This window comes from Roseateles sp. YR242, assembly GCF_900109745.1.
GTDB lineage: Bacteria > Pseudomonadota > Gammaproteobacteria > Burkholderiales > Burkholderiaceae_C > Roseateles.
Genome location: NZ_FOAV01000009.1, coordinates 165,234 through 189,459, shown reverse-complemented (window position 1 = coordinate 189,459; position 24,226 = coordinate 165,234). Strand labels below are relative to the sequence as shown.

Annotated in this window: 24 protein-coding genes; 4 read left to right on the top strand and 20 right to left on the bottom strand. The window is 65.1% G+C overall.

Features of this window, described 5'->3' with window-relative positions; genetic code table 11:
* The first annotated feature begins 29 nt into the window (after positions 1–29).
* The 3 genes from BMY53_RS17415 to BMY53_RS26735 are packed head-to-tail and all read left to right on the top strand — an operon-like array spanning position 30 to position 3,217.
* On the top strand, positions 30–716 hold the full coding sequence (locus BMY53_RS17415; protein ID WP_092947756.1) for an ABC transporter ATP-binding protein: 687 nt from the start codon (positions 30–32) through the stop codon (positions 714–716).
* Between the two features lie 10 nt (positions 717–726).
* Positions 727–1,887: an ABC transporter permease gene (locus tag BMY53_RS17410; RefSeq protein WP_092947755.1), complete on the top strand. Its 1,161-nt coding sequence runs from the start codon at positions 727–729 to the stop codon at positions 1,885–1,887.
* 10 nt (positions 1,888–1,897) lie between these two features.
* Positions 1,898–3,217 (top strand): ABC transporter permease, encoded by a 1,320-nt coding sequence (locus BMY53_RS26735; RefSeq protein WP_092947797.1) that lies wholly within the window; start codon positions 1,898–1,900, stop codon positions 3,215–3,217.
* Positions 3,218–3,538: 321 nt separating this feature from the next.
* Here the strand turns inward: BMY53_RS26735 and fliR are convergent, their stop codons facing one another.
* The 13 genes from fliR to fliF all read right to left on the bottom strand — a co-directional run bounded on the left by fliR (position 3,539) and on the right by fliF (position 15,657).
* Entirely contained in the window at positions 3,539–4,303 is a 765-nt protein-coding gene (fliR, locus tag BMY53_RS17400; protein WP_092947754.1) for a flagellar biosynthetic protein FliR, read from the bottom strand.
* A gap of 15 nt (positions 4,304–4,318) precedes the next feature.
* The gene (gene fliQ / locus BMY53_RS17395) at positions 4,319–4,588 is read right to left on the bottom strand and encodes a flagellar biosynthesis protein FliQ (RefSeq protein WP_092947753.1); all 270 of its coding nucleotides are present in this window, start codon (positions 4,586–4,588) and stop codon (positions 4,319–4,321) included.
* Positions 4,589–4,649: 61 nt separating this feature from the next.
* Positions 4,650–5,357 (bottom strand): flagellar type III secretion system pore protein FliP, encoded by a 708-nt coding sequence (gene fliP / locus BMY53_RS17390; protein WP_092947752.1) that lies wholly within the window; start codon positions 5,355–5,357, stop codon positions 4,650–4,652.
* A 166-nt stretch (positions 5,358–5,523) separates the two neighbouring features.
* Positions 5,524–5,877: a FliO/MopB family protein gene (locus BMY53_RS17385; protein ID WP_092947751.1), complete on the bottom strand. Its 354-nt coding sequence runs from the start codon at positions 5,875–5,877 to the stop codon at positions 5,524–5,526.
* Between the two features lie 317 nt (positions 5,878–6,194).
* Positions 6,195–6,647 carry a flagellar motor switch protein FliN gene (fliN, locus tag BMY53_RS17380; RefSeq protein ID WP_092947750.1) on the bottom strand — a complete coding sequence of 151 codons (453 nt, stop codon included), beginning with the start codon at positions 6,645–6,647 and terminating at the stop codon, positions 6,195–6,197.
* Positions 6,640–7,641 (bottom strand): flagellar motor switch protein FliM, encoded by a 1,002-nt coding sequence (gene fliM, locus BMY53_RS17375; protein WP_092947749.1) that lies wholly within the window; start codon positions 7,639–7,641, stop codon positions 6,640–6,642. Before fliM ends, fliN begins: the two co-directional genes overlap by 8 nt.
* Positions 7,642–7,668: 27 nt before the next feature.
* A complete protein-coding gene (gene fliL, locus BMY53_RS17370; protein WP_092947748.1) occupies positions 7,669–8,250 on the bottom strand; it encodes a flagellar basal body-associated FliL family protein in 582 nt (193 codons plus the stop codon).
* A gap of 206 nt (positions 8,251–8,456) precedes the next feature.
* Positions 8,457–9,890, bottom strand: coding sequence for a flagellar hook-length control protein FliK (locus BMY53_RS17365; RefSeq protein WP_092947747.1), 1,434 nt, complete (start codon positions 9,888–9,890; stop codon positions 8,457–8,459).
* A gap of 11 nt (positions 9,891–9,901) precedes the next feature.
* The gene (gene fliJ, locus BMY53_RS17360; RefSeq protein ID WP_092947746.1) at positions 9,902–10,372 is read right to left on the bottom strand and encodes a flagellar export protein FliJ; all 471 of its coding nucleotides are present in this window, start codon (positions 10,370–10,372) and stop codon (positions 9,902–9,904) included.
* Positions 10,373–10,404: 32 nt separating this feature from the next.
* Positions 10,405–11,829: a flagellar protein export ATPase FliI gene (fliI, locus tag BMY53_RS17355; protein WP_092947745.1), complete on the bottom strand. Its 1,425-nt coding sequence runs from the start codon at positions 11,827–11,829 to the stop codon at positions 10,405–10,407.
* Positions 11,830–11,850: 21 nt separating this feature from the next.
* Positions 11,851–12,807: a FliH/SctL family protein gene (locus BMY53_RS17350; RefSeq protein ID WP_092947744.1), complete on the bottom strand. Its 957-nt coding sequence runs from the start codon at positions 12,805–12,807 to the stop codon at positions 11,851–11,853.
* 36 nt (positions 12,808–12,843) lie between these two features.
* Entirely contained in the window at positions 12,844–13,839 is a 996-nt protein-coding gene (gene fliG, locus BMY53_RS17345; RefSeq protein WP_092947743.1) for a flagellar motor switch protein FliG, read from the bottom strand.
* 72 nt (positions 13,840–13,911) lie between these two features.
* A complete protein-coding gene (gene fliF, locus BMY53_RS17340; protein WP_092947742.1) occupies positions 13,912–15,657 on the bottom strand; it encodes a flagellar basal-body MS-ring/collar protein FliF in 1,746 nt (581 codons plus the stop codon).
* Positions 15,658–15,823: 166 nt separating this feature from the next.
* Here fliF and fliE point away from each other — a divergent pair, with 166 nt between their 5' ends.
* A complete protein-coding gene (gene fliE, locus BMY53_RS26475; protein ID WP_404947886.1) occupies positions 15,824–16,141 on the top strand; it encodes a flagellar hook-basal body complex protein FliE in 318 nt (105 codons plus the stop codon).
* A gap of 174 nt (positions 16,142–16,315) precedes the next feature.
* Here fliE and BMY53_RS17330 read toward each other — a convergent pair whose 3' ends face one another.
* The 7 genes from BMY53_RS17330 to BMY53_RS17300 all read right to left on the bottom strand — a co-directional run bounded on the left by BMY53_RS17330 (position 16,316) and on the right by BMY53_RS17300 (position 24,068).
* Entirely contained in the window at positions 16,316–17,080 is a 765-nt protein-coding gene (locus tag BMY53_RS17330) for a flagellar brake protein (RefSeq protein WP_092947740.1), read from the bottom strand.
* 98 nt (positions 17,081–17,178) lie between these two features.
* Positions 17,179–17,478 carry a flagellar protein FliT gene (locus BMY53_RS17325; protein WP_092947796.1) on the bottom strand — a complete coding sequence of 100 codons (300 nt, stop codon included), beginning with the start codon at positions 17,476–17,478 and terminating at the stop codon, positions 17,179–17,181.
* Between the two features lie 116 nt (positions 17,479–17,594).
* A complete protein-coding gene (fliS, locus tag BMY53_RS17320; protein WP_255370258.1) occupies positions 17,595–17,978 on the bottom strand; it encodes a flagellar export chaperone FliS in 384 nt (127 codons plus the stop codon).
* Between the two features lie 282 nt (positions 17,979–18,260).
* Complete coding sequence (gene fliD / locus BMY53_RS17315) at positions 18,261–19,712, bottom strand: flagellar filament capping protein FliD (RefSeq protein WP_092947738.1); 1,452 nt, start codon at positions 19,710–19,712, stop codon at positions 18,261–18,263.
* A gap of 153 nt (positions 19,713–19,865) precedes the next feature.
* Positions 19,866–20,735, bottom strand: a complete 870-nt coding sequence (locus tag BMY53_RS17310; RefSeq protein WP_092947737.1) for a flagellin N-terminal helical domain-containing protein — start codon at positions 20,733–20,735, stop codon at positions 19,866–19,868.
* A 453-nt stretch (positions 20,736–21,188) separates the two neighbouring features.
* Positions 21,189–22,031, bottom strand: a complete 843-nt coding sequence (locus BMY53_RS17305; protein WP_092947736.1) for a flagellin N-terminal helical domain-containing protein — start codon at positions 22,029–22,031, stop codon at positions 21,189–21,191.
* A 1,197-nt stretch (positions 22,032–23,228) separates the two neighbouring features.
* Positions 23,229–24,068 (bottom strand): flagellin N-terminal helical domain-containing protein, encoded by an 840-nt coding sequence (locus BMY53_RS17300; RefSeq protein ID WP_092947735.1) that lies wholly within the window; start codon positions 24,066–24,068, stop codon positions 23,229–23,231.
* Between the last annotated feature and the right edge of the window lie 158 nt (positions 24,069–24,226).

Sequence of the window (24,226 nt, the reverse complement as noted above, 5' to 3'; positions counted from 1 at the left end):
CGCTGACCGACCCAAAGCGAGGAGTTTCCGTGAGCAAACTGATCGAGATCCGTGACCTGTCCAAGGTCTATATCCGTGGCAAGCAGCAGGTCGAGGTGCTCCACCACATCGAGCTGGATGTGAACCAGGGCGACTTCCTCGCGCTGATGGGGCCTTCGGGCTCCGGCAAGACCACACTGCTCAACCTCATCGGGGGCCTGGACCAGCCCAGCGGCGGCAGCATCACCATCGGTGGCGAACGCATCGACCAACTGAGCTCTGCCGCGCTCTCGCGCTGGCGGGCGGCGCGGGTGGGTTTTGTCTTCCAGTTCTACAACCTGATGCCCATGCTCTCGGCACAGCGCAATGTGGAACTGCCGCTGCTGCTCACCAAGCTCTCGGCGGCGGAGCGGCGCAAACGCGCGGCCATTGCCTTGCAGCTGGTGGGGCTGTCCGAACGGGCCAGCCACAAGCCGACCGAACTCTCCGGTGGCCAGCAACAGCGCGTCTCCATCGCCCGGGCGATCGTGTCCGACCCGACCCTGCTGGTCTGCGACGAGCCGACGGGCGACCTGGACCGCCAGTCTGCCGAGGATGTGCTGGGGCTGCTGCAGGCGCTCAACCGGGACCATGGCAAGACCATCGTGATGGTCACCCACGACCCGCGTGCGGCGGAGCGCGCCGGCCAGGTGCTGCACCTGGACAAGGGCAGCCTGGTGGAACAGGCCACGGCCTGAGGAGCGGCCCATGAAATACCTTCATCTTGTCTGGGCGGCGCTGTTTCGGCGCAAGCTCCGGACCTTCCTGACCCTGGTGTCCATCATCACGGCCTTCCTGCTCTTCGGCCTGCTGGATGCCGTCCGGACCTCCTTTGACCAGGCCGGGCAGAGCGCCAACGGTGCTTCGCGGCTGCAGTCCGGCGCGCGGCTGTCGTTTATCCAGACGCTGCCGATGGCCCTGGGCAACCGGATTGCGCAGGTGGACGGCGTCAAGGCCGTCACCTTCGCCAACTGGTTTGGCGGGGCCTACCAGGACCCGCACAACGCGGTGTTCAGTTTTGCCGTGGCGCCCAACTACCTCGACCTCTATCCCGAGATGCTGGTGAGTGCCGATGCCCGCAAGGCCTTCGTGAGCACGCGCACCGGCGCGCTCGTGGGGGAGCGCCTGGCCAAGCGTTTCAACTGGAAGGTGGGCGACCGCATTCCGCTGCAGTCCAACATCTTCCCGGACCGCAACGGCAGCAAGAACTGGGAGTTCGAGATCGTGGGCCTGATCCAGACCGCTGACAAGAAGGCCGGTGGCTGGTATGACCAGCTCTTCCTGCTGAACTGGAAATACTTCGACGACACCACGCCCTACAACCAGGGGGCGGTCGGCTGGTATGTCTCCCGCGTGGCGGATGCCAACCAGGCGGACCGGGTGGCCAAGGCCATCGATGCCTTGTCAGCCAATTCGGACCATGAAACCCGCACGCAGACCGAGCAGGCGGCCATGGCGTCCTGGGTGAAGCAGCTGGCGGATATCGGCCTGATCGTCAGCTCCATCATGGGGGCGGTGTTCTTCACCCTGCTGCTGCTGGCGGGCAACACCATGATGCAGGCGGTGCGAGAGCGCACCAGCGAGATCGCTGTGCTCAAGACCATCGGCTTTTCCGGCCGCAGCGTGCTGGGCATGGTGCTGGCGGAGTCCATCCTGCTGCTGCTCATCGGGGGTGTCATCGGCCTGGGGCTGGCCAGCATCGTGGGGCCGGCGGTGAGTGCTGGCAGCGGCGGCACCCTGCGCCTGCCGGCGGCGGGCCTGGCGAGCTGGGCCACGGGCGTGGGCCTGATGCTGGTGTTTGGTGCCATCGTGGGCGCGCTTCCGGCCTGGAACGCGATGCGCCTGAACATTGTGGATGCGTTGCGGTGAGGGGGCGGTGATGAAGACTTTCCTGAAACGATTGGGCCTGGTGCTGTTCCTGCTCCTCGCCCTGATTGCCTGGGTATTCCTGCCCTGGGTCGGCGCACTGGCGCTGGCCGTGCTGCTGGCCTTGTGGCTGGGGCTGACCCGCCGGGGCGGGCAGGCTCGCTCGGTGGCGGGGGTGGGCATCAGCACGCTGCCGCAGCGGCTGGGCTCGTCGGCGGTGATCGTGGTGGGCATCGCCGGCGTGGTCGGTGTGCTGGTGGCCTTGCTGGCGATGGCGGAGGGCTACTCCGAGACACTGCGCAAGTCAGGCGGTCCGGATACGGCCATCGTGCTGCGCGGGGCGTCCGCGGCGGAGGTGTCCTCGGTGCTTTCCCGGGATGACATCACCCAGATCGGCCAGGCTGCTGGTGTGGCGCGCAGCGACAAGGGCGAACCGCTGGTCTCGGCGGAGACGGTGGTGGCGGCCAACCTGCCGGTCAAGGGCGGCGCGAAGGACGAGGAGGGCAGTGTGCAGTTTCGCGGTGTGGGCGATGAGGCGTTTCTCGTGCGCCCGCAGGTCCGCCTCATTGAAGGGCGGCGGTTCCAGCCGGGGCTGCGTGAGCTGATCGTGGGCAAGGGCGCTGCCCGCCAATTCAATGGCTTGACCGTGGGCAAGGAGATTCGCCTGGGCAATCAGACCTGGACCGTCACCGGGGTGTTTGCCACCGGCGATGCGATGGAATCCGAACTGTGGGCAGACGCCACCGTGCTGGCCGACGCGTTTCGCCGCGGCAGCAGCCGCAATTCAGTGACCGTGCGTCTGACGGGGGCGGATGCCTTCACCGCCTTCAAGGACAGCCTGGCGGCCAATCCGCAACTGAAGGTGGACGCCACCACCACGCTGGCGTTCTTCGCCAAGCAGTCGGAGGGCATGACCAAGGTCCTGCGGTGGATCGGAACGGTGGTGGGCGCCATCATGGCGGTGGGCGCGATCTTCGGAGCGCTCAACACCATGTTCGCCGCGGTGGCCACACGGGCCCGGGAGATCGCCACACTGCGTGCCATCGGCTTCCCCGGCGTGCCGGTGGTGGTAGCGGTGATGCTGGAGACGATGTTGCTCGCCGCGCTGGGCGGCCTGGTGGGCGGCGCCGTGGCCTACCTGCTGTTCAACGGGCACGCGGCCTCCACGATGGCAGCGGGCTCGGTGGGCAAGCTCAGCTTTGAGCTGCGTGTTTCCGGTCAGCTGCTGTGGGAGGGGCTCAAATGGGCCCTGGCCATCGGCTTCATCGGCGGGCTCTTCCCCGCGGTGCGGGCCGCGAGTGTGCCGGTGACGACCGCGTTGCGGGAGCTTTGAGCCGAAGCCGTACGTCCGGCGCGCTCAACTGTTCCAAGAACCTCTTGGCCGCTTGGGCCGCACGGCGGGCTTGGTCGGGACGCAAACGGGGGGCGAGCCGATAGTCGGCGGTGTTGCGGAGTTTGCGTAGAGATTCGAGCTGTACGGCGAGCTTGGGGAAACCTCGATCTCTGAGGCCCGCAGAGGCATCGCCATGAACGGTAGCGGACTTGCTCTTGATTTGCAGAAGCTCACGCTTGCCAACGACTCAAATCAGTCGTTCGACCCCGACATCGTCAAACTACCAGGCGCCCGCCCATCACGGAGGGAACCATCACGCGTTTACGTGAAAGCCGCGAGCAATCGTTCCAAGGCGATCATGAAGGGCTGATGCATCAGCGGCAGCGTCGCCACCAGCCCCACCAGGCCGATGCTGACGGTGAGCGGGAACCCCACCGAGAACACGTTGAGCTGGGGCGCCACGCGCGAGATGATGCCCAGCACCAGGTTGACGAACAGCAGCATGGTGACCAAGGGCAGCGCGATCCACATGCCCATGCGGAAGACCTCCGCGCCCCACACCTGGGGCTGCGCCACGCGCAGAAAGCGAAATGGCTCCTCGCCCACCGGGAAGGCCTGGAAGCTCTGCACCAGCGAGTTGATGAGCATCAGGTGGCCGTTGATGGCGATGAAGAGAAACGCCACCATCGAACCCAGGAAGCGGGAGGTCGACGTGCCCTGCGAGCCGGTGGCCGGATCAAAGAAGCCGGCGAAGTTCAGGCCCATCTGCAGCCCGATCAGCTCGCCCGCAAACTCCAGCGACGCAAAGACCAGCCGCACCGCAAACCCCATGGACAGGCCGATCAGCACCTGCTGCGCAATCACGATCAGCAACTGGGGCAGGGAATCGAGCGGCACCACCGGCATCGCCGGCAGCGACGGCTGCGCGGCCACCGCGATGAACAGCGCCAGCCCGATCTTCACCCGCTGCGGCACGGCGCGCTGGCTGAACACCGGCATGCCGGCAAACAGTGCCAGCGTGCGGATGAAGGGCCACAGGATCGGGTTGATCCAGGCCATGATCTGCGCCTCACTGAAGGTCAGCATGGTCGCAGCTCGGGCTCAACCCAGCGCCTGAGGAATGCTCTGCAGCGTGCGCTGGATGTATTCCACCAGCGTGGTGATCATCCAGGGACCCGCCACGGCGAGCACCAGCACGGCGGCCAAGATCTTGGGCACGAAGGACAGGGTCGATTCGTTGATCTGCGTGGCGGCCTGGAACACCGACACCAGCACCCCCACAGCCAGCACCGTGAGCAACAGGGGCGCGGCGACCATCAGCAGGATATACAGGCCCTGCTGGCCGATGGTGAAGACTTGTTGTGCATCCATGGTGATGGCGGCGCCTGTGCGTGGAACAGTGGGATTCGGTCGGTGCTGGCGAGCTTCGCCGCTACTGCGCGAACGACGCCGCCAGCGAGCCCAGCAGCAGGTTCCACCCATCCGCCAGCACAAACAGCATGAGCTTGAAGGGCAAGGAGACCAGCACTGGCGACAACATCATCATGCCCAGGCTCATCAGCACGCTGGAGACGATCATGTCGATGACCAGGAAGGGGATGAAGATCAGGAAGGCAATCTGGAAGGCAGACTTCAGCTCGCTGGTGACAAAGGCCGGCACCAGCACCCGGAACGGGACCGTCTCCGGTGTGGTGTTGGCGTCGAGCCGGGCCAGCCGGGAGAACAGCGCCACATCGGATTGGCGGGTTTGCTTGAGCATGAAGCCGCGCATGGGCACCTGCGCCCGCTCGAGCGCCACCTCGAAGCTGATCTGGCCGGTGGAGTAGGGCTGGTAGGCGTCGGCATAGACACGGTCCAGCGTCGGGCCCATGACGAAGAAGGTCAGGAACAGGGAAAGCCCCACGATGACCTGATTGGGCGGTGCGGCCTGGGTGCCCAGCGCCTGGCGCATGAGGGAGAGCACGATGACGATGCGGGTGAAGCCAGTCATCATCAGCAGCACCGCCGGCAGGAAGCCCAGGGCGGTGAAGAAGAGCAGGGTCTGGATGGGGACGGAGTAGCTGTTGCCGCCCGCCCCCTGGCCGATGATCAGCGGCACGGACGCCGGCGAGCCCCCGGTCTGCTGGGCGTAGGCGGCCATGCCGACGCCGCCGAGGGCGAGGGCGGTGAGCGCGAGGGCTATGCGACGGGCGGCGGAGGACCCGGTGATGGACCGGGTGATAGACCTGGCGATGGACCGGGTGGGGGCGGGGTGTGCCGGAGCGGTCGGCATGTCCGTCGTGGCCGGTGCGGCAATGTCAGTCATGTCAGACAACGGGGCCATCGGCGTTCCTGGCGCCCAAGCTGCGCTTGAGCATCTGGGAAAAACTGGGTTGTGCCGACTGCAGCGCAGCCGCCACATCCGCCTGCGGCGGCATCACATGCAAGGTCCGGATCTGCTGACCCGTGATCCCGAGCACCAGCCACTGACGGTCCTCACCCTGGCCGACCTCCACGATCAGGATGCGCTGGCTGGGCGCAATGACCAACTGCGCGACAGTCCGCAAGTGGCCGCCCATCGCCGCCCCACCCAGCGGGGTGCGCTTGAGGAGCCACAACACCACAGGGATGAGGGCGATGATCGCCAGGAACCACAGGATCGGGACCAGGGATGAGTTCATGCGGGCAATTATGGCGCTGAGGAGCGATGGATCACACCGGTTGGCTTCGGCGGCGTTGCAAATGCGCTTCCTTCTTTGGATGCGCCAGAAAGGGCCGGGGCGGTGGGTGTTTGCTCCATGTCATTTCTGGCCAGCTCCGCCGCCCATTCCCTTCTTTACTCAAGGGGCCTCTGCACAACACCCGCTAGCCGATGTGACCCCGCTTCGGGCGGTCCGCGGCGTTGCAAGTCCTCCTGCTAGAGAGCGGTGCAGTAACGCGAAGCCCCAGCAGTGCTGGGGCTCTTGGGGATGCGGGGGCGGGCGGGGCCCGTCCGGTGTCAGGCCTTGCTGAGGCGCCGCATCCGTTCGGATGGGGTGACGATGTCGGTGAGGCGAATGCCGAACTTGTCGTTCACCACCACCACTTCGCCCTGGGCAATGAGGTAGCCATTCACCAGCACATCCATCGGCTCGCCCGCCAGGGCGTCCAGTTCCACCACCGAGCCCTGGGCCAGTTGGAGGATGTTCTTGATGGGGATGCGGGTGCGGCCCAACTCCACAGTCAACTGGACGGGAATGTCCAGAATCATGTTGATGTCGCTGCCCGGCATATTGCCCGGCGTGGGGCTGAAGTTGGTGAAGGTCGCCGGCGCCACCTGCTCGGAGACCGCCTGCACCTCTTCCACCACCGCCTGAGCACTTCCACCACCACCGCCAGCTTCGGCCAGCGCCGCCGCCCATTCAGCGGCCATTGCGTCCTGTTCGTCCATAGAGTCCGGAGTGTCAGCCATTGCGAGCTCCCAGCCAGCCCGCATCCGGGCCGGTCAGCAGTTTCTCGATCTTGATCGAATATTTGCCGTTCGATGTGCCGTAGTGGCAATCAAAAACCGGCACACCATCCACCTTGGCCTGGATGATCTGCTCCAGGTCCAGTTCAATGAAGTCCCCCGGCTTGAAGGCCAGGAGTTGCTCAACCGTCGCAGGCGCCTTCGCCAGCTCCGCCACCAGCTCCACCTCGGCAGACTGGATCTGGTGCTTGAGCAGATTCACCCAGCGGCGGTCAGGCTCGTTGGAATCCCCCTGCGTGGTGCTGTAGAGCACGTCGCGGATGGGCTCCAGCGTGGAGTAGGGGATGCAGAAATACACCGTGCCGCTGGTCTCACCGATCTCCAGCGTGAAGCTGGTGGACACGATGATCTCGCTGGGCGTGGCGATGTTGGCGAACTGGGGCTGCATCTCCGAACGCTGGTATTCCAGCTCGAGCGGATAAATGCCCTTCCAGGCCTTCTGGTATTCCTGCGTGATGACTTCCACCAGCCGCAAGATCACCCGCTGCTCAGTGGCGGAGAAGTCCCGGCCCTCGATGCGCGTGTGGAACTTGCCAATGCCGCCAAAGAGCGAGTCGATGACCGCAAAGACCAGCGTCGGGTCGCAGACGATCAGCCCATTGCCCCGCAAGGGTTTGACCGACACGATGTTGAAATTGGTCGGCACCACGATTTCCCGCAGGAAGGCGCTGTACTTCTGGACCTTGATGCCGCCAATGGCCACTTCCGGGCTCTTGCGGATGAAGTTGAACAGGCCGATGCGGATGTTCCGGGCAAAACGCTCGTTGATGATTTCCATCGTGGGCATGCGCCCACGGACAATGCGCTCCTGGCTGGCCAGGTTGTACTCGCGGATACCACCGCTCTGGACTTCTTCAGCCTCGAGCTTCTGGCTCTCGCCGGTGATGCCCTGCAAGAGTGCATCAACTTCGTCTTGCGAAAGAATCTGCTGGTTCATGGCCTGGACCTTTGCACGGAGCCGCGCTTATTGCACGATGAAGGTGGAGAACAGGACCTGCGTGACAGGGCTTTCCACCTGCTTCTTCTTTTTCTTCTTTTTCTTCGGCGCGGCGTCTTCGTCCTCGTCTTCATCGTCGATCTCGATGCCCATCGGGCGCACCGCCTCGCGACGAATCTCCTTGGCCAGCTTTTCCTTGCCTTCCACCGTCAGCAACTCCGCCGATGTCTTGTGCGAGAGCACCATCAGGACGTTGTTGCGGATGGCCGGCATATAAGCTTTGAGCTGGTCAGCAAAGTGCGCGTCCGCCACTTCCAGCGTGACACCCACCTGCGCAAAACGGTCGACTTCCTTGTCCGCCAGATTGACGGTGAAGGGATCCAGCGGGACGAAGGTGGGCGGCGTGCCCGGCTTGGCATGCGCGGCCGGCGCGTGCGTCTCTTCCGCAGCGCCTTCCTCGTCCGCCGCAGCGGCCGCCTTCTTCTTCATCATCAGCAACGCACCCACGCCAGCGAGCACCAGCACCAGCACGATGGCGATGATGATGATCAGCTTCTTCTTGCCACCGCCTTGAGCGGCGGCCTCGTTGCCTGCGGCGGCAGTGGCCATGGAGGGGCTCCTGTAATCAGACACGCGGGCACACCAGGCCCGTCACGAAGTCCATTGTGCGGCGGTCGCGCCAACGTCAAGCCTCGAAAAGCCGGGGAAAACCGCATTTGGCGGTCGGACTGCGCCCCGCCGATCAACGCACAAGGCCAGCCACCACCCGATCTTCCCGGGTCGCGTCTGGCCTTGCAACGGTCCTGAAAGGATCGTCAGGCGTACAAATCAACCAGGCCCCGCGGCTGGGAACGGCGCTCGGGGCGGGCCACCGCCGTGAGGCCGTCGTCGCCCTGTCCACCTCGGCCACCGCGGCGCGAACCCTCGTCACTGTCCGAGCCCCGGCCATTCTGGCCGCTGCCGGATTGCGCCTGGGCGAACACGCCGCCGCCGCTCAGGGTCAGGCCCTGGCTTTGCAGCGCAGCCGCCAGGTCGGGCATGCTGCGCATCAGCGCATCACGGGTGGCCGCCTGTTCGGCGTGGAAATTCACCTGCGCCTGTTGGCCGTCCATCTGGATCTGGATGGAGACCGGCCCCATGTCCGTCGGGTTCAACTGGAGCTGTGCCTCGTGCACGCCGTCCTGGATCAGGAGGCTGACGCTGGCCGACAGCTCGGGTGCGAATTCAGGGCTGTCCAGGGGCTGCGACAGCGGGACGGAAGGCGCATCGGCTGCGCCGGCCTGGTCCGTGCCGGTGGTGCCACCGGCGGCATCGGCCTGCTGCGCGGCTGCCAGCATGGCTTCAAAACTCTGGTGCGTGCCACCCGCCTCATGGCTTGCGCCCAGCGTCATCTCCTGGGAGCCGCCCGCCAGGGCCTGCAAGCCTTCGGCGCCTTCACCGGCCTCGGTCTTGCCGTCCAGGGCCGCGCGCATCGCCTGCTGCAGATCCTGCTGCAACGGGTCATGGTCCGCGGCGGCACCGGCATGGTGGCCGCCCTTGCCATGGCCACCCACAGCGCCATGGCCGTCTGCGGCACCATCAGCCACGCCACCGTCCTTCAAGGCCAGCTTGGGATCCTGCGGCACTTCGCCACGCAGCATCGCCATCATCTGCTGGGCCGCGGCAGCGGGGTCCGTGCCGTCCGTCCGGGCTGCCGTGGCGCCGTCATCCTGGCCAGCGGTCTTGTCCGTCCCCTCGCCAGCAGCTGCCGGGTCCGCACCGTCGGCGGATTTGCCCTGTGCCTTGTTGCCGTGGGCCTTGTCAGCTGCCTCGGTTTGCGCATGGGCCGGGGTCGCTGGTGCCTTGGGCGCTTCCGCCTGCTTGTTGGCGCTGCGGTTGGCCGCACTGCGGTTGGCCGCGTTGCGGGCGTTGAGCTTGTTTTCTTCCTGCGCCGATCCGCTGATGCCGTTGGCCGAACCGTTGGCCGTGTTGCTGGCCGGGGGCGCGGGCGCCTTGGCCGGTGTCTTGGAAGCTTGCTGCGATGCCGTCTGGGTGGCGGCCTGGGTGAAAGCCTGAGGCTGCGGTGCCTGGGCCTGCAGGTGCTGGCTGCTCTGGTTCAGCATCTGGGAAAACGACTGCTGGGCACTCGGCGAGGACTGTGCAGCCTGGGCTCGGCCGCTGTCCTTGCGGGTATTGGCCGACGTGCCACCCAACGCACTCAGGGCGCTGTGGGTGCTCGTGGTGTTCTGATGAAGGGGAATATGGGACATGGACGGGGACCTCAGGCGACCAGGCGGTTCAACGGGTTGCCGCCGCGTGCGGCGGCTCGGGCCGCCTGCTCATCGGTGGTGCGTTGATCCTGGCGCATCTGGGTGCGCAGGGCCTCGGCACGGCGGCGTTCAATCAGCTTGCGCACGGAAGCCACACGGAGCTCTCGCTCCTGCAGCACCTTGCGCGCCGCGTCCAGACGTTGATCCGCAAAGTCGGCAATGCCCGACTGCTGTCCGATGGCCTGGTCCAGGCGTCCGCCAAAGTTCTGATAGCAACCCAGGATCTGGATCGTCGTACGTTGGGCGAATTCCTGCTTCCACCGCGATTGGTAGTCGTTGCGGTATTGCGAGAGCTGGTCGTGCTGCATCCGCGCCGCCTGCGCACGCCGTTCGGCGTCTTGCAGGAAGCGCAGGGCTTCATCACGTTCAGCTTCGGCACGCTCCAGCAGCACGGTGAGCGCTTGCAGGTTGGAACTACTCATTGGGATACCTCATCCACGGATTTCCACGTCTTTCACGCGAAATTAAGTGTGGCCGCCAATTGAGAGAGGCAATCCGCTAATGAAGCGGGTGAATGCATGTCTTGTTGAAGCAATCGGACCATGTCGGCATGCAGGCGAACGGCGGCGTCCAGCTCCGGATCGTGCCCCGGTTGGTAGGCGCCGAGTTGAATAAGATCACGCGCCTTGTTGTATTTCGCGAGCAATTGCCGAAATCGCCGCGCGAGTTCAACATGTCGGCGGTCCGCTACGGCCGTCATGACGCGGGAGATGGATTTCTCCACATCGATGGCGGGGTAATGGCCACCTTCGGCCAGTTCGCGGCTGAGCACGATGTGCCCGTCGAGAATGCCTCGCGCCGCATCGGCAATCGGGTCCTGCTGGTCGTCCCCTTCAGAGAGGACGGTGTAGAAGGCCGTGATCGACCCTTCCCCCGCCAGACCGTTGCCGCTGCGCTCCACCAACTGCGGAAGCTTGGCAAAACACGAAGGCGGGTAGCCCTTCGTGGCGGGTGGTTCGCCAATCGCCAAGGCAATCTCGCGCTGAGCCATCGCGTAACGGGTCAGCGAGTCCATCAGCAGCAACACATGTTGCCCCCGATCCCGAAAATGCTCGGCGATGGCGGTGGAGTAGCTGGCTCCCTGCATGCGCAACAGCGGCGGCGCATCCGCAGGCGCGGCCACCACCACCGAACGGCGCAGGCCTTCCTCGCCCAGGATGTCCTCGATGAATTCCTTCACTTCCCGGCCGCGTTCACCGATCAGGCCCACCACGATGACATCCGCCTGCGTGTAGCGGGCCATCATGCCCAGCAACACCGACTTGCCCACGCCGGTGCCGGCAAACAGGCCCAGGCGCTGGCCGCGCCCCACCGTGAGCAGGGAATTGATCGCGCGCACGCCGGTGTCCAGCGGGCGGCGAACCGGGTCGCGGTCCATGGCGTTGATGGAGCGGCGCACCATCGGCTCGTCGCGCACGTTCAGCAGCGGGCCGCCACGGTCCAGCGGGTGCCCCTGCGGGTCCACCACCCGGCCCAGCAGCCCGTCGCCCATGGGCAGGTGCAGGCCCCGGTCTTCGTCCCGCCGCCAGGGGTGGCGTTCTTCGCCCAGCACGGGGCCATGCAGGGCAGCCGGGCGGGGCAGCACCATGGCGCCGCTGGCCAGGCCGTGAATCTCGTCCGTGGGCATCAGGTAGGCGCGGTCGCCCGAGAAACCGACCACCTCCGCCTGCACCGGCCGCTGGCCGCGCCGGGGCTGTGCCGCGGAGGAGGGCATGTGGATTTCACAGACCGACCCCACGGGAACCTTCACGCCGGTGGCTTCCAGCACCAGCCCGGCCACACGCACCAGCTTGCCCTGAGGCTCCAGCGAAGGGGCGTTTCCGGAGAAGTTCTGCAGGTCACGGAAGTACTGCTGCCAACGGTCGGTACGGGTGCTCATGGCGCGGTGTCCGTCGGGCGGTCAGGCAGGGGTGTCGTCGCCGAAGCGGCTGGGGTCGAAGCGGCTGGGTTCCCAGCGGGGTTCCTGTGGCGCCTCGCCGGACGCCGCGTAGGGGGCGGGCCCTGGCGCTGCCGGGGGCGCCGAGGGGCCATCCCGCGGCACGGCCCGACGTTCAACGCGAGGTTCCTCTCGGGGGTCGAAGCCCGAACGGCTGGGCGCCGGTTCCATGCCGCCGCGTCGATCCTCCCACACGGAGGACTGGCCCAGCGTGCTGACGGCGGCCTGCCAGCGGGCGGCCAGGGTGGCGTCCACGCTGCAGATGTCGGCATCCACCTTGCAGCCCCCACGGGCGACGGTGGGGTCCGGAATCACCTGCGTCTCACGGGCACGCAGTTCATCGCCGGCGCCTTCCAGCACCAGCGGCAGGTCATCCGGATGCACGCGCATGCGCACGTGGCGGGCGTTGATGAGCAGGGCTTCCACCGCGTCGTGGGCCACCTTGGCAATCAGTTCGGGGCGTGTGGCGAGTTCGGAGCGCACTACCTGCCGGGCCAGTTCCACGGCCGTACGGGCCAGGGACTCGGCCATGTCGCCTTCCAGGCTCTGCAGGTCCGCATCGAAGCTGGTCACCAGTGCACCCACTTGCGTGCTGATCTGCTTGGCAAAACTCTGCTTGAAGGCGTCCAGCGCAGCCATGCCGTCCCGGTAGCCGTCCTGGTAGCCGGACTGGCGGGCTGCATGCAGCAGCTCGTCCATGCTGGGCTGAGGCGGGGGCGGCGGGGGCGGTGGCTCCACGGGCGGCGGCGCGCTGACCGGCTGGCGGCGTGGCGCCTGCCCGTTGTCCAGCGAGCCGGGGTTCCAGGCCGCAAAGCCTGACAGCTCTTCCCGCGGAATGATGCGGCTGTAGGTGTTGCCGCGCGGCTGGTCGCCCTCCGGGCGGGTCGGCGGTGGCACTTGGCGGGGCGGGCGGGTGACCATCGGTGGGGCGTGTCCTGACTGCAATAGGTGGGACTATTACAGGAATTGGTCGTCGCCGCCGCCCGCCAGGACGATTTGTCCCTCGTCCACCAGGCGGCGCACCACCTTGAGGATTTCCTTCTGCTCGGCTTCCACCTCGGACAGGCGCACCGGCCCACGGGACTCCAGGTCCTCGCGCAGGGTCTCGGCCGCGCGGCTGGACATGTTGCGGAAGACCTTCTCGCGCAGTTCCGGCCCGGCGCCCTTGAGGGCCACGATGAGGGATTCGGACTGCACTTCCTTGAGCACGGCCTGGATGCCACGGTCGTCGATCTTCTCGAGATCGTCGAAGGTGAACATGTTGTCCATGATCTTCTGGGCCAGGTCGGAATCGGCCTCGCGGATGTAATCCAGCACCGAGGCTTCGACGCTGGAGCCCATCATGTTGATGATTTCCGCCGCTGTCTTGACGCCGCCCAGGTTGGACTTCTTCATGCGTTCGCCGCCCGCCAGGATCTGGCCCATCACCTCGTTGAGGTCTTTCAGGGCCATTGGCTGGATACCGTCCAATGTGGCGATGCGGATCAGCACCTCGTTGCGCTGGCGCTCGGTGAAGACCCGCAGCACCGAGCTGCTCTGGTCGAAGTCCAGGTGCGAGAGGATGGCCGCCACGATCTGCGGGTGTTCATTGCGCAGCAGCTCGGCCACCGAGCCCGGATCCATCCACTTCAGGCTCTCGATGGACGAGACATCCGAACCCTGCAGGATGCGGTCCAGCAGCAGGTTGGCCTTGTCCTCGCCCAGCGCCTTGCGCAGCACCGAGCGCACATATTCGTCGGTGTCGGAGACCAGCGTGCTCTGGGACTCCGCCACCAGATCGAATTTGTCCAGCACCTTTTCGACGCGCTCGCGCGGCACCACCTTCATCTTGGCGATGGTTTCACCGAGCTTCTGCACCTCTTTGGGCGCGAGGTGCTTGAAGACCTCGGACGCCTCTTCCTCGCCCAGGGACATGAGCAGGATGGCTGCGTCTTCTACGCCTTTGTCGTCCATGTCGGGTCTCGCTTGGGTCCTGGGGTGGTTGCTGGGGGAGTCGGGGCGGGGCAGGGTTCAGGGCGATGGCATTCAGCGCTTGGCGGTTTCCAGCTCTTCGCCGTTCACCCAGGCACGCATGATGTTGGCCACTGCCACCGGATTCTCCTTCGCCAATTGGCGTGCGCGCATCAGTTTGTCGTTGGAGATGGGGGCTTCCAGGGCAGGAAGTCCGCCAGCCGCACCTGCGCCCGCACCGCCAGCGCCACCTGCGCGGCCGCCGGCCAGCGCCAACTGCTCGTTTTCGATCTCGCTGAGTTCGGTGATGCTGGGAGCAGCCTCTTTTTCCGGCGGCGGCGGGAAGGCCGCCTTGAGGGCCGGGCGAACCATGCCGAACACCGCGATCAAGGCCACCAGCACCAGGGCGGCAGGGATGGCGGCATCACGGGCGATGTCACGCAGCCACGGTTGACGCCACAGCGGCACGTCGTTCGGTTCCAGCTTCTCGGTCACGAACGGTGCGCTGATCACCTTCACCGAATCCCCGCGGTCCTGCGAGAAGCCCAGAGCTTCCTTGACCAGGCCGTCCAGCTTCTGCAGTTCCTCTTCGGACAGCGGTTGGCTGGTGGTCTTGCCCTTGGGGTCGGTCACGGTCTTCTGGTTGACCACCACGGCGGCGTTCAGGCGGCGGACCTGGCCGATGGCATTGCGGGTGACCCGCACGGTGCGGTCAACTTCAAATTCGGTGCCGTTGACACGGCGGACGTTCTGCGAGCCACCCGTTGATCCGGCCGGCTGCAGTTGCTGGGCCTGGCCGTTGATCGGGGCGGTGGACTGGGGCGGCACCTGGTTGGTGGTGGCGCCGGGCACACCGGTGGGCGTGCCGGGCGAGCTGCCGGTCTGCTCTTCCGAGTTCATGCGGCGCACCGAGCTTTGGGTGTTGGGGCCCTGGTTGGGCTTGAACTCTTCGGCGGTGGATTCCACCTGGCTGAAGTCCACGTCGGCCGTGACGGTGGAGCGCAGGTTTTCGCGGCCCACCACCGGCTCCAGCAGCTCGGCAATGCGCTTGTTCAGGTTGTTCTCGACCTGCTGCTTGTACAGCAACTGCTGGCTGTCCAGGCCGGTGCCGTTGTTGTTGTCGGTGTTGTTGGAGAGCAGGGCGCCGGTGCTGTCGAGCACGCTCACGGCCTTGGGGTTCAGTTCCGGCACCGAGGAGGAAACCAGGTGCACGATGCCGGCGATCTGGTTGCGGTCCAGGGTGCGGCCGCCGCGCAGGGTCAGCATGACCGAGGCGCTGGGTTTTTGCTGTTCGCGGAAGAAACCGTTTTGTTGCGGCATGGCCAGGTGCACGCGGGCGTCGGCCACATCGGACATGGCGGTGATGGTGCGCACGAGTTCGCCTTCCAGGCCGCGCTGGAAGTTCAGGCGCTCGTTGAACTGGGTCTGGCCGATGGACTGCTTGTCCATCAGCTCGAAGCCGACGATGCCGCCCTTGGGCAGGCCTTGCGAGGCCAGCTTCATGCGCAGGTCATAGACCTGGTTGGCCGGAACCATGATGGTGCCGCCCGCTTCGTTGCGGTAGGGCACATTCATCTGGGCCAGTTGCGCGATCACGGCGCCGCCGTCCTTGTCGGACAGGCCGGAGAACAGCGGGCGGAAGTCCCCCTTGCTGGTCATCAGGCTCATGGCCACGATCACCGCCAACAAGGCGGCGACGCCACCGCCGAGCATCATCTTGCTCTTGGCAGGCATCGCGGCCAGTCGGGCCGGGAAGCTCGTCGGGGTGGTGTTCTTCACCTCGGGGAGTCCGGCGGCGGGGCTGCTCAGGGCGTTGTCCATGGGGCGGCGTGGTCGGCGTTGGTTGGTCTGGGGTCGCTCGGCCGGGGTCATACCAGGCCGCAGACGAATTATTCTCAAGACCAGGCTCAAGAATGCCGGAAACAGGCCGAAGAAGGCCCCCTTGTTTCAACCTTGTGCGGGTCGGCAATTCCTTACAGTCCGTTCCGTGGACCTGAAACTTCAACCCTTCAATTTCGCCAACGCGGTGGCCCGTGCCGGATTGACCCCCCAGGGTCAGCCGGTGGCCAAGCCCGCGTCAGGTGCGAACTTCGCCGATGCGATGAGTTCGGCGTTGAAGTCCGTCAGTACGCAGCAGAACGAGGCATCCCGCCTCCAGCGCGAAGTCCAGCTGGACAATCCCACCGTGAGCCTGGAAGAGACCATGGTGGCGATGCAGAAGGCCCAGATCGGCTTCCAGGCCACCCTGCAAGTCCGAAATCGCCTCGTCTCCGCCTATTCAGAAATCATGAACATGCAGGTGTGAGGGAGCCCCCGGCTGTTCGGGCCTAGGGGCCCGCCCATCCGCCCCCCGAGGGGGCTGCGGGCCACCTTGGGGCGGCCCGGCGGTGACCCTCTTCGCATACCAGAGCCCCGCTTGAACGGCGCTTCGCGCGTTCGGCGCGACTAGGTGCCTATGGGAGCAATAGGCGGGCGTTGCTCAGGCCGGGCGTTTCATGAGGCGTTCGCGCTTTTGGGCCTGGTCGATGAAGAGCTGGAGCGCTCGGGCGGCCGAAGGGGAGAGGGAGACAAAGGCGCATCCCAGATGGTGGGGCGCCTCACCCTCGCCAGGCGTGACATGCTGCACACGCAGCAGCACCGAGAAATTCACTTCCCGTTCCAGCTCCAAGGTGCCCATCACCTCTTCACCCTGCGCCGGCGGTGGCGGCAAGGTCGCCACAACGCCCGGGGTGCCCCTGGCCGGCCATTGCAGCGCCAGGCCACCCCCACTCACGTTCACAACGCGAATACGCACACCCTCGACCGAGGAGAGGCGCAACGCTGGAAACAGTTGGCCCTGGGATTGGACCCGGTAGGCCTGCCGGCGCTGGAAGCGATAGATCCGCTGTGGAAGCGGCGCGCGCAGCACTTCCGTGCCGGTGCCACGCACCCCCACCAGGCCCGGGAGGTCAAACTGAAGCTTGATACGGTCCAGGTAGGCCGTGGCCATGACCTCGGTGCTGGCCAGCACCGGCTCCGCCGCCGTGCGGTCCTGCGGGGCCTCAAAGGTCAACATGCCGTGCGGTGTGTCCAGGGCGCGCAGCACCGTGTGCACCGCCTCACCGTCCGGCGTGCTGAGCTGCACCCGGGATTGCGACTGCAGCAATTCGCGCAGCCAACTCATGATTTCGCCGGGCGCGTCGAGCCGGAAATCGGCATCGGCGGCGTCCGGCGTTGCAGTGGGGACTGAAGATCGGTCGTTCAAGGAAGGGCGCTCAAGACGTCATCGGAGAGATCGGCCCTTGCATCTCCACACCAGGGCAAAACGCCACCGGCCAGCGTCAGGGCCACCACCGCTTTGGATCAGTGAACCGTCTTGGACTTGCCCTGCATCAGGTGGTCCAGGTCTTCCAGCCAGGGTTCGGCCAGATGGCGGATCTCGGCGTCGTTCAGCAGGATGCGTTGCATGATCCGGCTCTTGAGCTGCGTTTCTTCCGCACCCAGGTTTTGCTGCGTGGCGGCATGCTTGAGTTGCGAGATCAGCAGCACGCAGGCCCCTTCGAGCTTGACCACTTCATCCCAATTGCCGGTGCGAGCGGCATTCAGCATGTCAGCACTGGCTTGTTCGATGGCTTCGTAGTAGCTCAGGAGATGAGTGTTCATGGTCGTCGTCGGGGCGGTTGGTGCCGGGGCGGCGTTCTGCGCGGTCTGGATCTTGGCGGCGGAATGCTTGCTCATGGTACTGCTCGGTGCGGTAGGTCCGTGATCAATGCCTGAATTCAGGCGGCGGCGCGTTGTTCGGTCAGGGCCGGGGCAATGCTGGCCCAGGCTTCGCGGATGGGCTGCATCAGGCGCTGGCATTCCTCCACGGCCGCCGCGTCGCTGTGTAGATTGGCATACGTCAGGCGCATGCTCATGTAGGCATACAGGTCACGCAGGTCCAGGGCCAGATTGCCGGATTCCGTGTTCAAGGCCGCCTTCAGGCCTTCGTCCAGAATCCGGACCGCCTTGCTCAGCGCGCGGCCCTTGACTTCCACGTTACGGGCACGAATCGCTCCCAGGCCCTGGGACATCGCATCGTTGGCGCCGTCCAGCAGCAGCTGCACGAGGCGGTGCGGCGAGGCTTGCAGCACATCGGTTTCCACGCCGACGCGGTTGTACATGTTGCTTGCGCGCTGACCGTGGGAGGCGAAAGGTGAGGAGTTACCGTACATGATGTGCTGCGAGGTTTGTCGTAGTGCTTGTTTTAGTTTTCGGCCCTCACGCGGCTAACTTGAGCCGCCCCTCGCTGTAATTTCACTGGAAATTTTGCGGTATTTCACAAAAACAAAAGCCTCCGTGAGGAGGCTTGGGGGTGCTCTTTTCGAAGCGCCGGAGAAGGGGGGCTTCCCGGGGCTGTTTTTCTGGCGCCCTCGACACCGCCTTCTGCGGCCTTCCAGCGCGCCTCAGCTGCTGCTGGTCAGCATGGCGGAGAGCTTGCTGACGTAGCTGGACATGTCGTTGAGCTTGGCCATCTGGGTGTCCAGCGCCGTGTACTGCGCACGAATGCGCTTTTCGTACGAGGCCGCCCGGTCGTTGAGCTCGTCCACACGCTTGTCGTTGGCGGTGACGCGGGACTGCAGGCCGGCCGTGCGGCTGGTGATGCTGCCATCCATGCCGGTGACCTGGTCGGCAAACGCGCGCCAGCGGGTGGCAATGCCGTTGTTGGCCGCATTGGTACTGTCCGTGCCCATGAACAGCTGCTTCAGGTCGCTGATGTGGCCCAGGGCACTGGTCAGCTTGGTGTCGTCCACCGTGATGGTGCCGGCCGTGCCGATGTTCAACCCCAGGTCGGACAAGCGCGCGTACGCGCCCCCCAGCGTGCTGCCGGTGGAGGTGATGTTGCGCAACTGCATCTGCAGGTTGACGGCGGTGCTGTCGCCCTGCAGGGTGCCGGCGGTTTTGTTCGAATCGTCGTACTTGGTGTTGTCCCGCATCAAGTTCATCAGGGTGTTGTAGGCCGTGACGAAATCATTGATGGACTTCTTGACGGCGTCCTTGTCCTGACCAACGGTGACGGTGGAGTCACCTTTTTTCAGGATGTTGACGCTCAGGCCATCCACCGCGTTCTCGATGGTGTTGGTGGCGGAGCTGATTTCCATGTTGTTGATGGTCAGCTTGGCGTTCTGGGCCGCCGCGTTCTGCGTCATGGATTTGATGCTGGCCGTCGGGTCGTAGGCCAGGGCGGACAGGCCGCTGGCATCGCCGTTGGTGCCGTCGGCATCGGCCGTCGTGACACGGAAGCCATTGGCCTCGCCGGTGTCTTGCGAGCGGATCACCAGCCGCGAGCCGGTGGCATCGGTCACCACCGAGGCCAGGACACCAGCGCCGGAGGCATTGATCTTGTCACGCACGCTGGCCAACGTGTCGGTGGCGCTCACCGTGATGCTGATGGGCGTCTTGCCGTTCTGGCTGGTGAAGGTGGGGGAGGCTTCCGTACCGCCCCACTGGCCCAGCTCGATGGTCATGGTGCCGGCCCCGACGGTGTCGGTGCTGGCCATGGCCTTGCTGGAGATGCTTTGCGCGGCGGCCAGTTGGGTCACCGACAGGGCATAACTGCCCGCGCCACTGCCGGAGCCGGCGGTGACGGTGGCCATGCTGCTGTCCGACGAGGTGGCGGTCAGCGCCGACCAGGTGGTGGGGGTGGTCAGCTTGGAAGCCGCATCCCGCATCGCGCTCATGGCGCTTTGAATCTTGCCGTAGGCCGAGATCTGCGTCTTGATGGTGCTGGTGCGGTCCTGCAGGTCCACCGCAGGCTGTTTTTCCAGCGCCACCAATTTGGACACGATGCTGTCGACATCCAGACCGCTGCCCACCCCTGTGGAGGTGATGGTGCCGGTGGAGGTAATGCTGGCCATGGTTCGACTCCCGGGTCATGCCTGCTGACAGCTGAGCGTACATCCGCTGAACAGGCAAGCGCAATGGACGACAGGGCCCCCATGGGAGGCCCTGTCCACTATGTCGGCACGTGAACCGTCCGACTTGAGGGAAATTTCGCGGAAGACCGCGAATCAACCCTTCAGCAGGGACAGAACCTGTTGCGGCAGCTGGTTGGCCTGGGCCACCATCGCATTGCCGGCCTGCTGCAGGATCTGTGCCCGGCTGAGATTGGAGGTTTCCGACGCAAAGTCGGCGTCCATGATCCGGCTGCGGGCAGCGGTCTGGTTTTCGTACGCCACCTGCAGGTTGGAAATCACGGCGTCAAAGCGGTTCTGCGTCGCACCCAGCACGGCGCGCTGGGAGTTGACGGCGTCCAGCGCGGTGTCGATGTTCGCCACCACGGTGGCGATGGCCGCAGAGTCCGCCGTCGCGTCGATCACCGAACGGCCTGCGCCGTTGATGTCCGTGCCCGCCACGTTGGTAATGGCCCCATCCTGGGTCATGTCCGGCGTGGTGACGGTGATTTCGTCATTGGCCGTGGTGTTGGGGCCGACCTGGAAGGTCTGCGGCGTGGCCGCATCGGCGCCGAGGATGTACTTCCCGTTGAAGGTCGTACCGCCCAGCACACGCTGCATTTCCTTGGCCAGTTCGCCGAATTCCTTGTCCAGAGAATTCTTGTCGCTGTCTGCGTTGGTGGCGTTACGGGCCTGGATGGCCAGCTCACGCATACGTTGCAGCGAGTCGGCCACCTTGCCGAGCGCGCCTTCAGCGGTCTGCGCCAGCGAGATGCCGTCGTTCGCATTACGCATCGCGACGCTCATGCCGCGGGCTTGCGCATTCATGCGTTCGGCGATGGCGAGGCCGGCGGCGTCGTCCTTGGCGGAGTTCACCCGCAGGCCCGACGACAGCCGTTGCATCGAAGTCGCCAGTGACGACTGCGAGCTGTTCAGATTGCGTTGCGCGTTCAGCGATGCAATGTTGGTGTTGATGGTCTGTGGCATTGATGCACTCCTGCGGAGATCCTTGTCCTGGGCTCGATCCTGATGGTGATCGTGGTTGGCGGTGTCGTTCCCGACCTCGCCTGCCGATCTCCGCCGCGCCCGAAGCGCTCTGGATGAGATCTGCCGGTTGGACCGGTGGTCGAGCCAATCAAGTCATTCGCTCGATGGAATCCATTGTGCGGAATGTGTCGGCGGGTTAAAGCGCCGATAAGGGCCCCAAAGACCGGCCAAAAGAAAAGAAGGCCCCGCCGCCCTCCCGGTGTGGGGGAGGGCGGCGGGGCCTTCTTGATGAGCGTGCGCCGGTCAGCCTCGGGGCTGATGGAGGGGCCCTTTCGGGCTTGCGAGGGGCGAGATCCGGACGGTGTTCTCAGAGGAGCGCGGGCGCCTGTGTGGCGACCGCGGTGCCCGCAGCACCAGCGTCATGCGCGTGATGCCCGGGCTGTGCTTGGCGGCTTAGCTGCGCAGCAGCGACAGGACTTGCTGCGGCAGCTGGTTGGCCTGGGCCACCATGGTGTTGCCGGCCTGCTGCAGGATCTGGGCGCGGCTGAGGTTGGCGGTTTCCGCCGCAAAGTCGGCATCCATGATCCGGCTGCGGGCAGCCGTCTGGTTTTCGACCGAGATCTGCAGGTTGGAGATGATCGCGTCAAAACGGTTTTGCGAGGCACCCAGGATGGCGCGTTGGCCGCTGACCGTGTTGATGGCGGCATCGATGTTGTCGATCACCGTGGCCAGGGTGGCCGGGGTGGAAGCGTTGTCGATGGCGCCGCTGGTCACCGAGGTGATGGTGGCATCCTGCGTCAGGTCGTTGGTGATCACGTCCACCGAGTCGTTGGCAGAGGTGTTGGCACCGATCTGGAAGGTCTGGGTGCCGGCATCGGCGGCCAGGATGGCCTTGCCGTTGAAGGTGGTGCCACCGAGGACACGGCCGATTTCTTCGCCGAGCTGGGCGTATTCGCGGCCCAGGGAGTCCAGGTCGGAGGTGGTGTTGGTGGCGTTGCGGGCCTGGACGGCCAGTTCACGCATGCGTTGCAGGGAATCACCGACCTTGGAGAGCGCGCCTTCAGCGGTTTGCGCCAGGGAGATGCCGTCGTTGGCATTGCGAACCGCGACGTTCATACCGCGGACCTGGGCATTCATGCGTTCTGCGATGGCGAGGCCGGCAGCGTCGTCCTTGGCCGAGTTCACACGCAGGCCGGAGGAGAGGCGCTGCATGGAGGTGGAGAGGGACGATTGGGAACCGGTGAGGTTACGCTGGGCGTTCAGGGAAGCCAGGTTGGTGTTGATGATCTGAGCCATGATCAAAATCCTTTCGAGTGTCGAAGACCTTGTCGGTCCGGGTGTCGGTAAAACTTCGTCCGACGGGGCCGGACCACGAGGTCCTTGCTAGACATTGCGGACCCGTTGATACGTTATCGGGTCGGCTCGAAAGAGACTTGAGCGGTTTGTAGGCGCGTGGCTGTAACAGGGCCCTGCGAACGTGAAGTCGTAGGCGTCTGTGGGGGTTTGCGGGAGAAATGGCGGGTGTTTCGGGGTCAGTTCTTCGTTTCCAACCGCTTTTTGGGTGGCGCGGGAGGTGCTGCGAGGCGGGGATGCGGCCTCGGTGGGAGCCCCAACAGCGCCGCCGATGTCTAGGGCAGCAGCGCTGGGCTCATTGGAGCTCCCACCGGTTCCGACTTTTTCCTCTTCCTCTGGTAATCCCACTCCTGCGCAGGAAAGCGCTTTGGTGCAACCAGCGGCCTGCGCTGGAAAGCGCTTCGCTGCAACCAACGGGCTGCGCTGGAAAGCGCCGGCCCGGGGCCTGTTTGCTCCATGTCCCTTCTGCCCGGGCTCCGCCTGGTCATTCATTCCTTGACTTACGCAAACAAGCCCCGAGCCGTCACTTTCCCGAACCGAGTCCTGCCACCATTCCTCATACTCCGTACTGCTTATAGGGCTGCCTTGGGCTTGAGGCCTGGAGGCCTTTGTGGCCTTGTTTGCGGCAAACAGCGCCCCGCGCTGGAAAGCGCCGGCCCGGGGCCTGTTTGCTCCATGTCCCTTCTGCCCGGGCTCCGCCCGGTCATTCATTCCTTGACTTACGCAAACAGGCCCCGGACCGTCACTTTCCCGAACCGAGTACTGCTGCCCATCCCGATAGACGAACCTGAACCCTTCAAGACCAAGGGCCTTTCGGGTGTCATCCAGCGCCCAGCCTGGCCAGGCACAGCCGTGCAACGCCAGCGCATAGAGGAAGACGCACCGGATCCAACGGAAGGAGTTATGCAGATTTCTTAAGACACAAACACCGGGCGGACGCTCGGATGCAAGAGACATCAGATCTCAAGCGCCCGCCCGGGGTCTCTGCCAGAAGACTCCTCCGCAGCCTTGCGAGGTTTGCACTACCCCATCGCCGGAGGGGGCGACGGGCCTCGCAAGGCGCGGCGGAGAAATCATGGCCAAGCCTCTGGGGTGGGCAACGCCGCCTCGGCAGAGGCAGCGTCATCACCCGGAAGAGGTTTAGCGCAGCAGGGCCAGCACTTGCTGGGGAGCCTGGTTCGCTTGGGCGATCATGGCGTTGCCAGCCTGTTGCAGGATCTGGGCACGGCTCAGGTTCGCCGTTTCCGAAGCGAAGTCCGCATCCATGATCCGGCTGCGAGCAGCCGTCTGGTTTTCCACCGAGATCTGCAGGTTGGAGATGATCGCGTCGAAACGGTTCTGCGAAGCACCCAGCTTGGAACGCTCGCCAGAGACAGTCTTGATGGCCGCATCGATGTTGTCGATCACGGTAGCCAGATCCGTCGTCGTGGACGTGTTGCTGATGGCACCACCCGTCACGGCCGTGATGCTCGTGTCCGCCGTCATGTCGGTCGTGATCACGTCCACCGAGTCGTTGGTCGTGGTGTTGGCACCAATCTGGAAGGTCTGCGTGCCAGCATCCGTCGCCAGAATGTTGCGGCCGTTGAAGGTCGTGCCACCCAGCACCCGGGTGATTTCAGAACCCAGCTGCGAATATTCCTGGCCAATGGAGTCCAGATCGGACGTGGTGTTCGTGGCATTACGCGCCTGAACCGCCAGTTCACGCATACGTTGCAGCGAGTCACCCACCTTGGACAAAGCACCTTCAGCCGTCTGCGCCAGAGAAATACCGTCGTTGGCATTACGTGCTGCGACGTTCATGCCGCGCACTTGGGATTGCATGCGGTCAGCGATGGCCAGACCAGCGGCGTCGTCCTTGGCGGAGTTGACGCGCAGGCCGGAGGACAGGCGCTGCATGGCGACGGCCAGCGAGCTTTGGCTGGTGGCAGTGTTGCGCTGGGCGTTGAGCGACAACAGATTGGTGTTGATGATTTGGGCCATGATTGCTCCTAACAGCTATACATAAATACCGGCAAAAGCGCCGAACCACACATGAGCGCCACCGTGCCTGGACGCGGTCTTGCTCTTGCTGAACCGCCCGGGCTTTCCCCGGTCCGGTCCCAGTCCGACGCTAGTCAACCGTTGCCGCCCCACCCCCT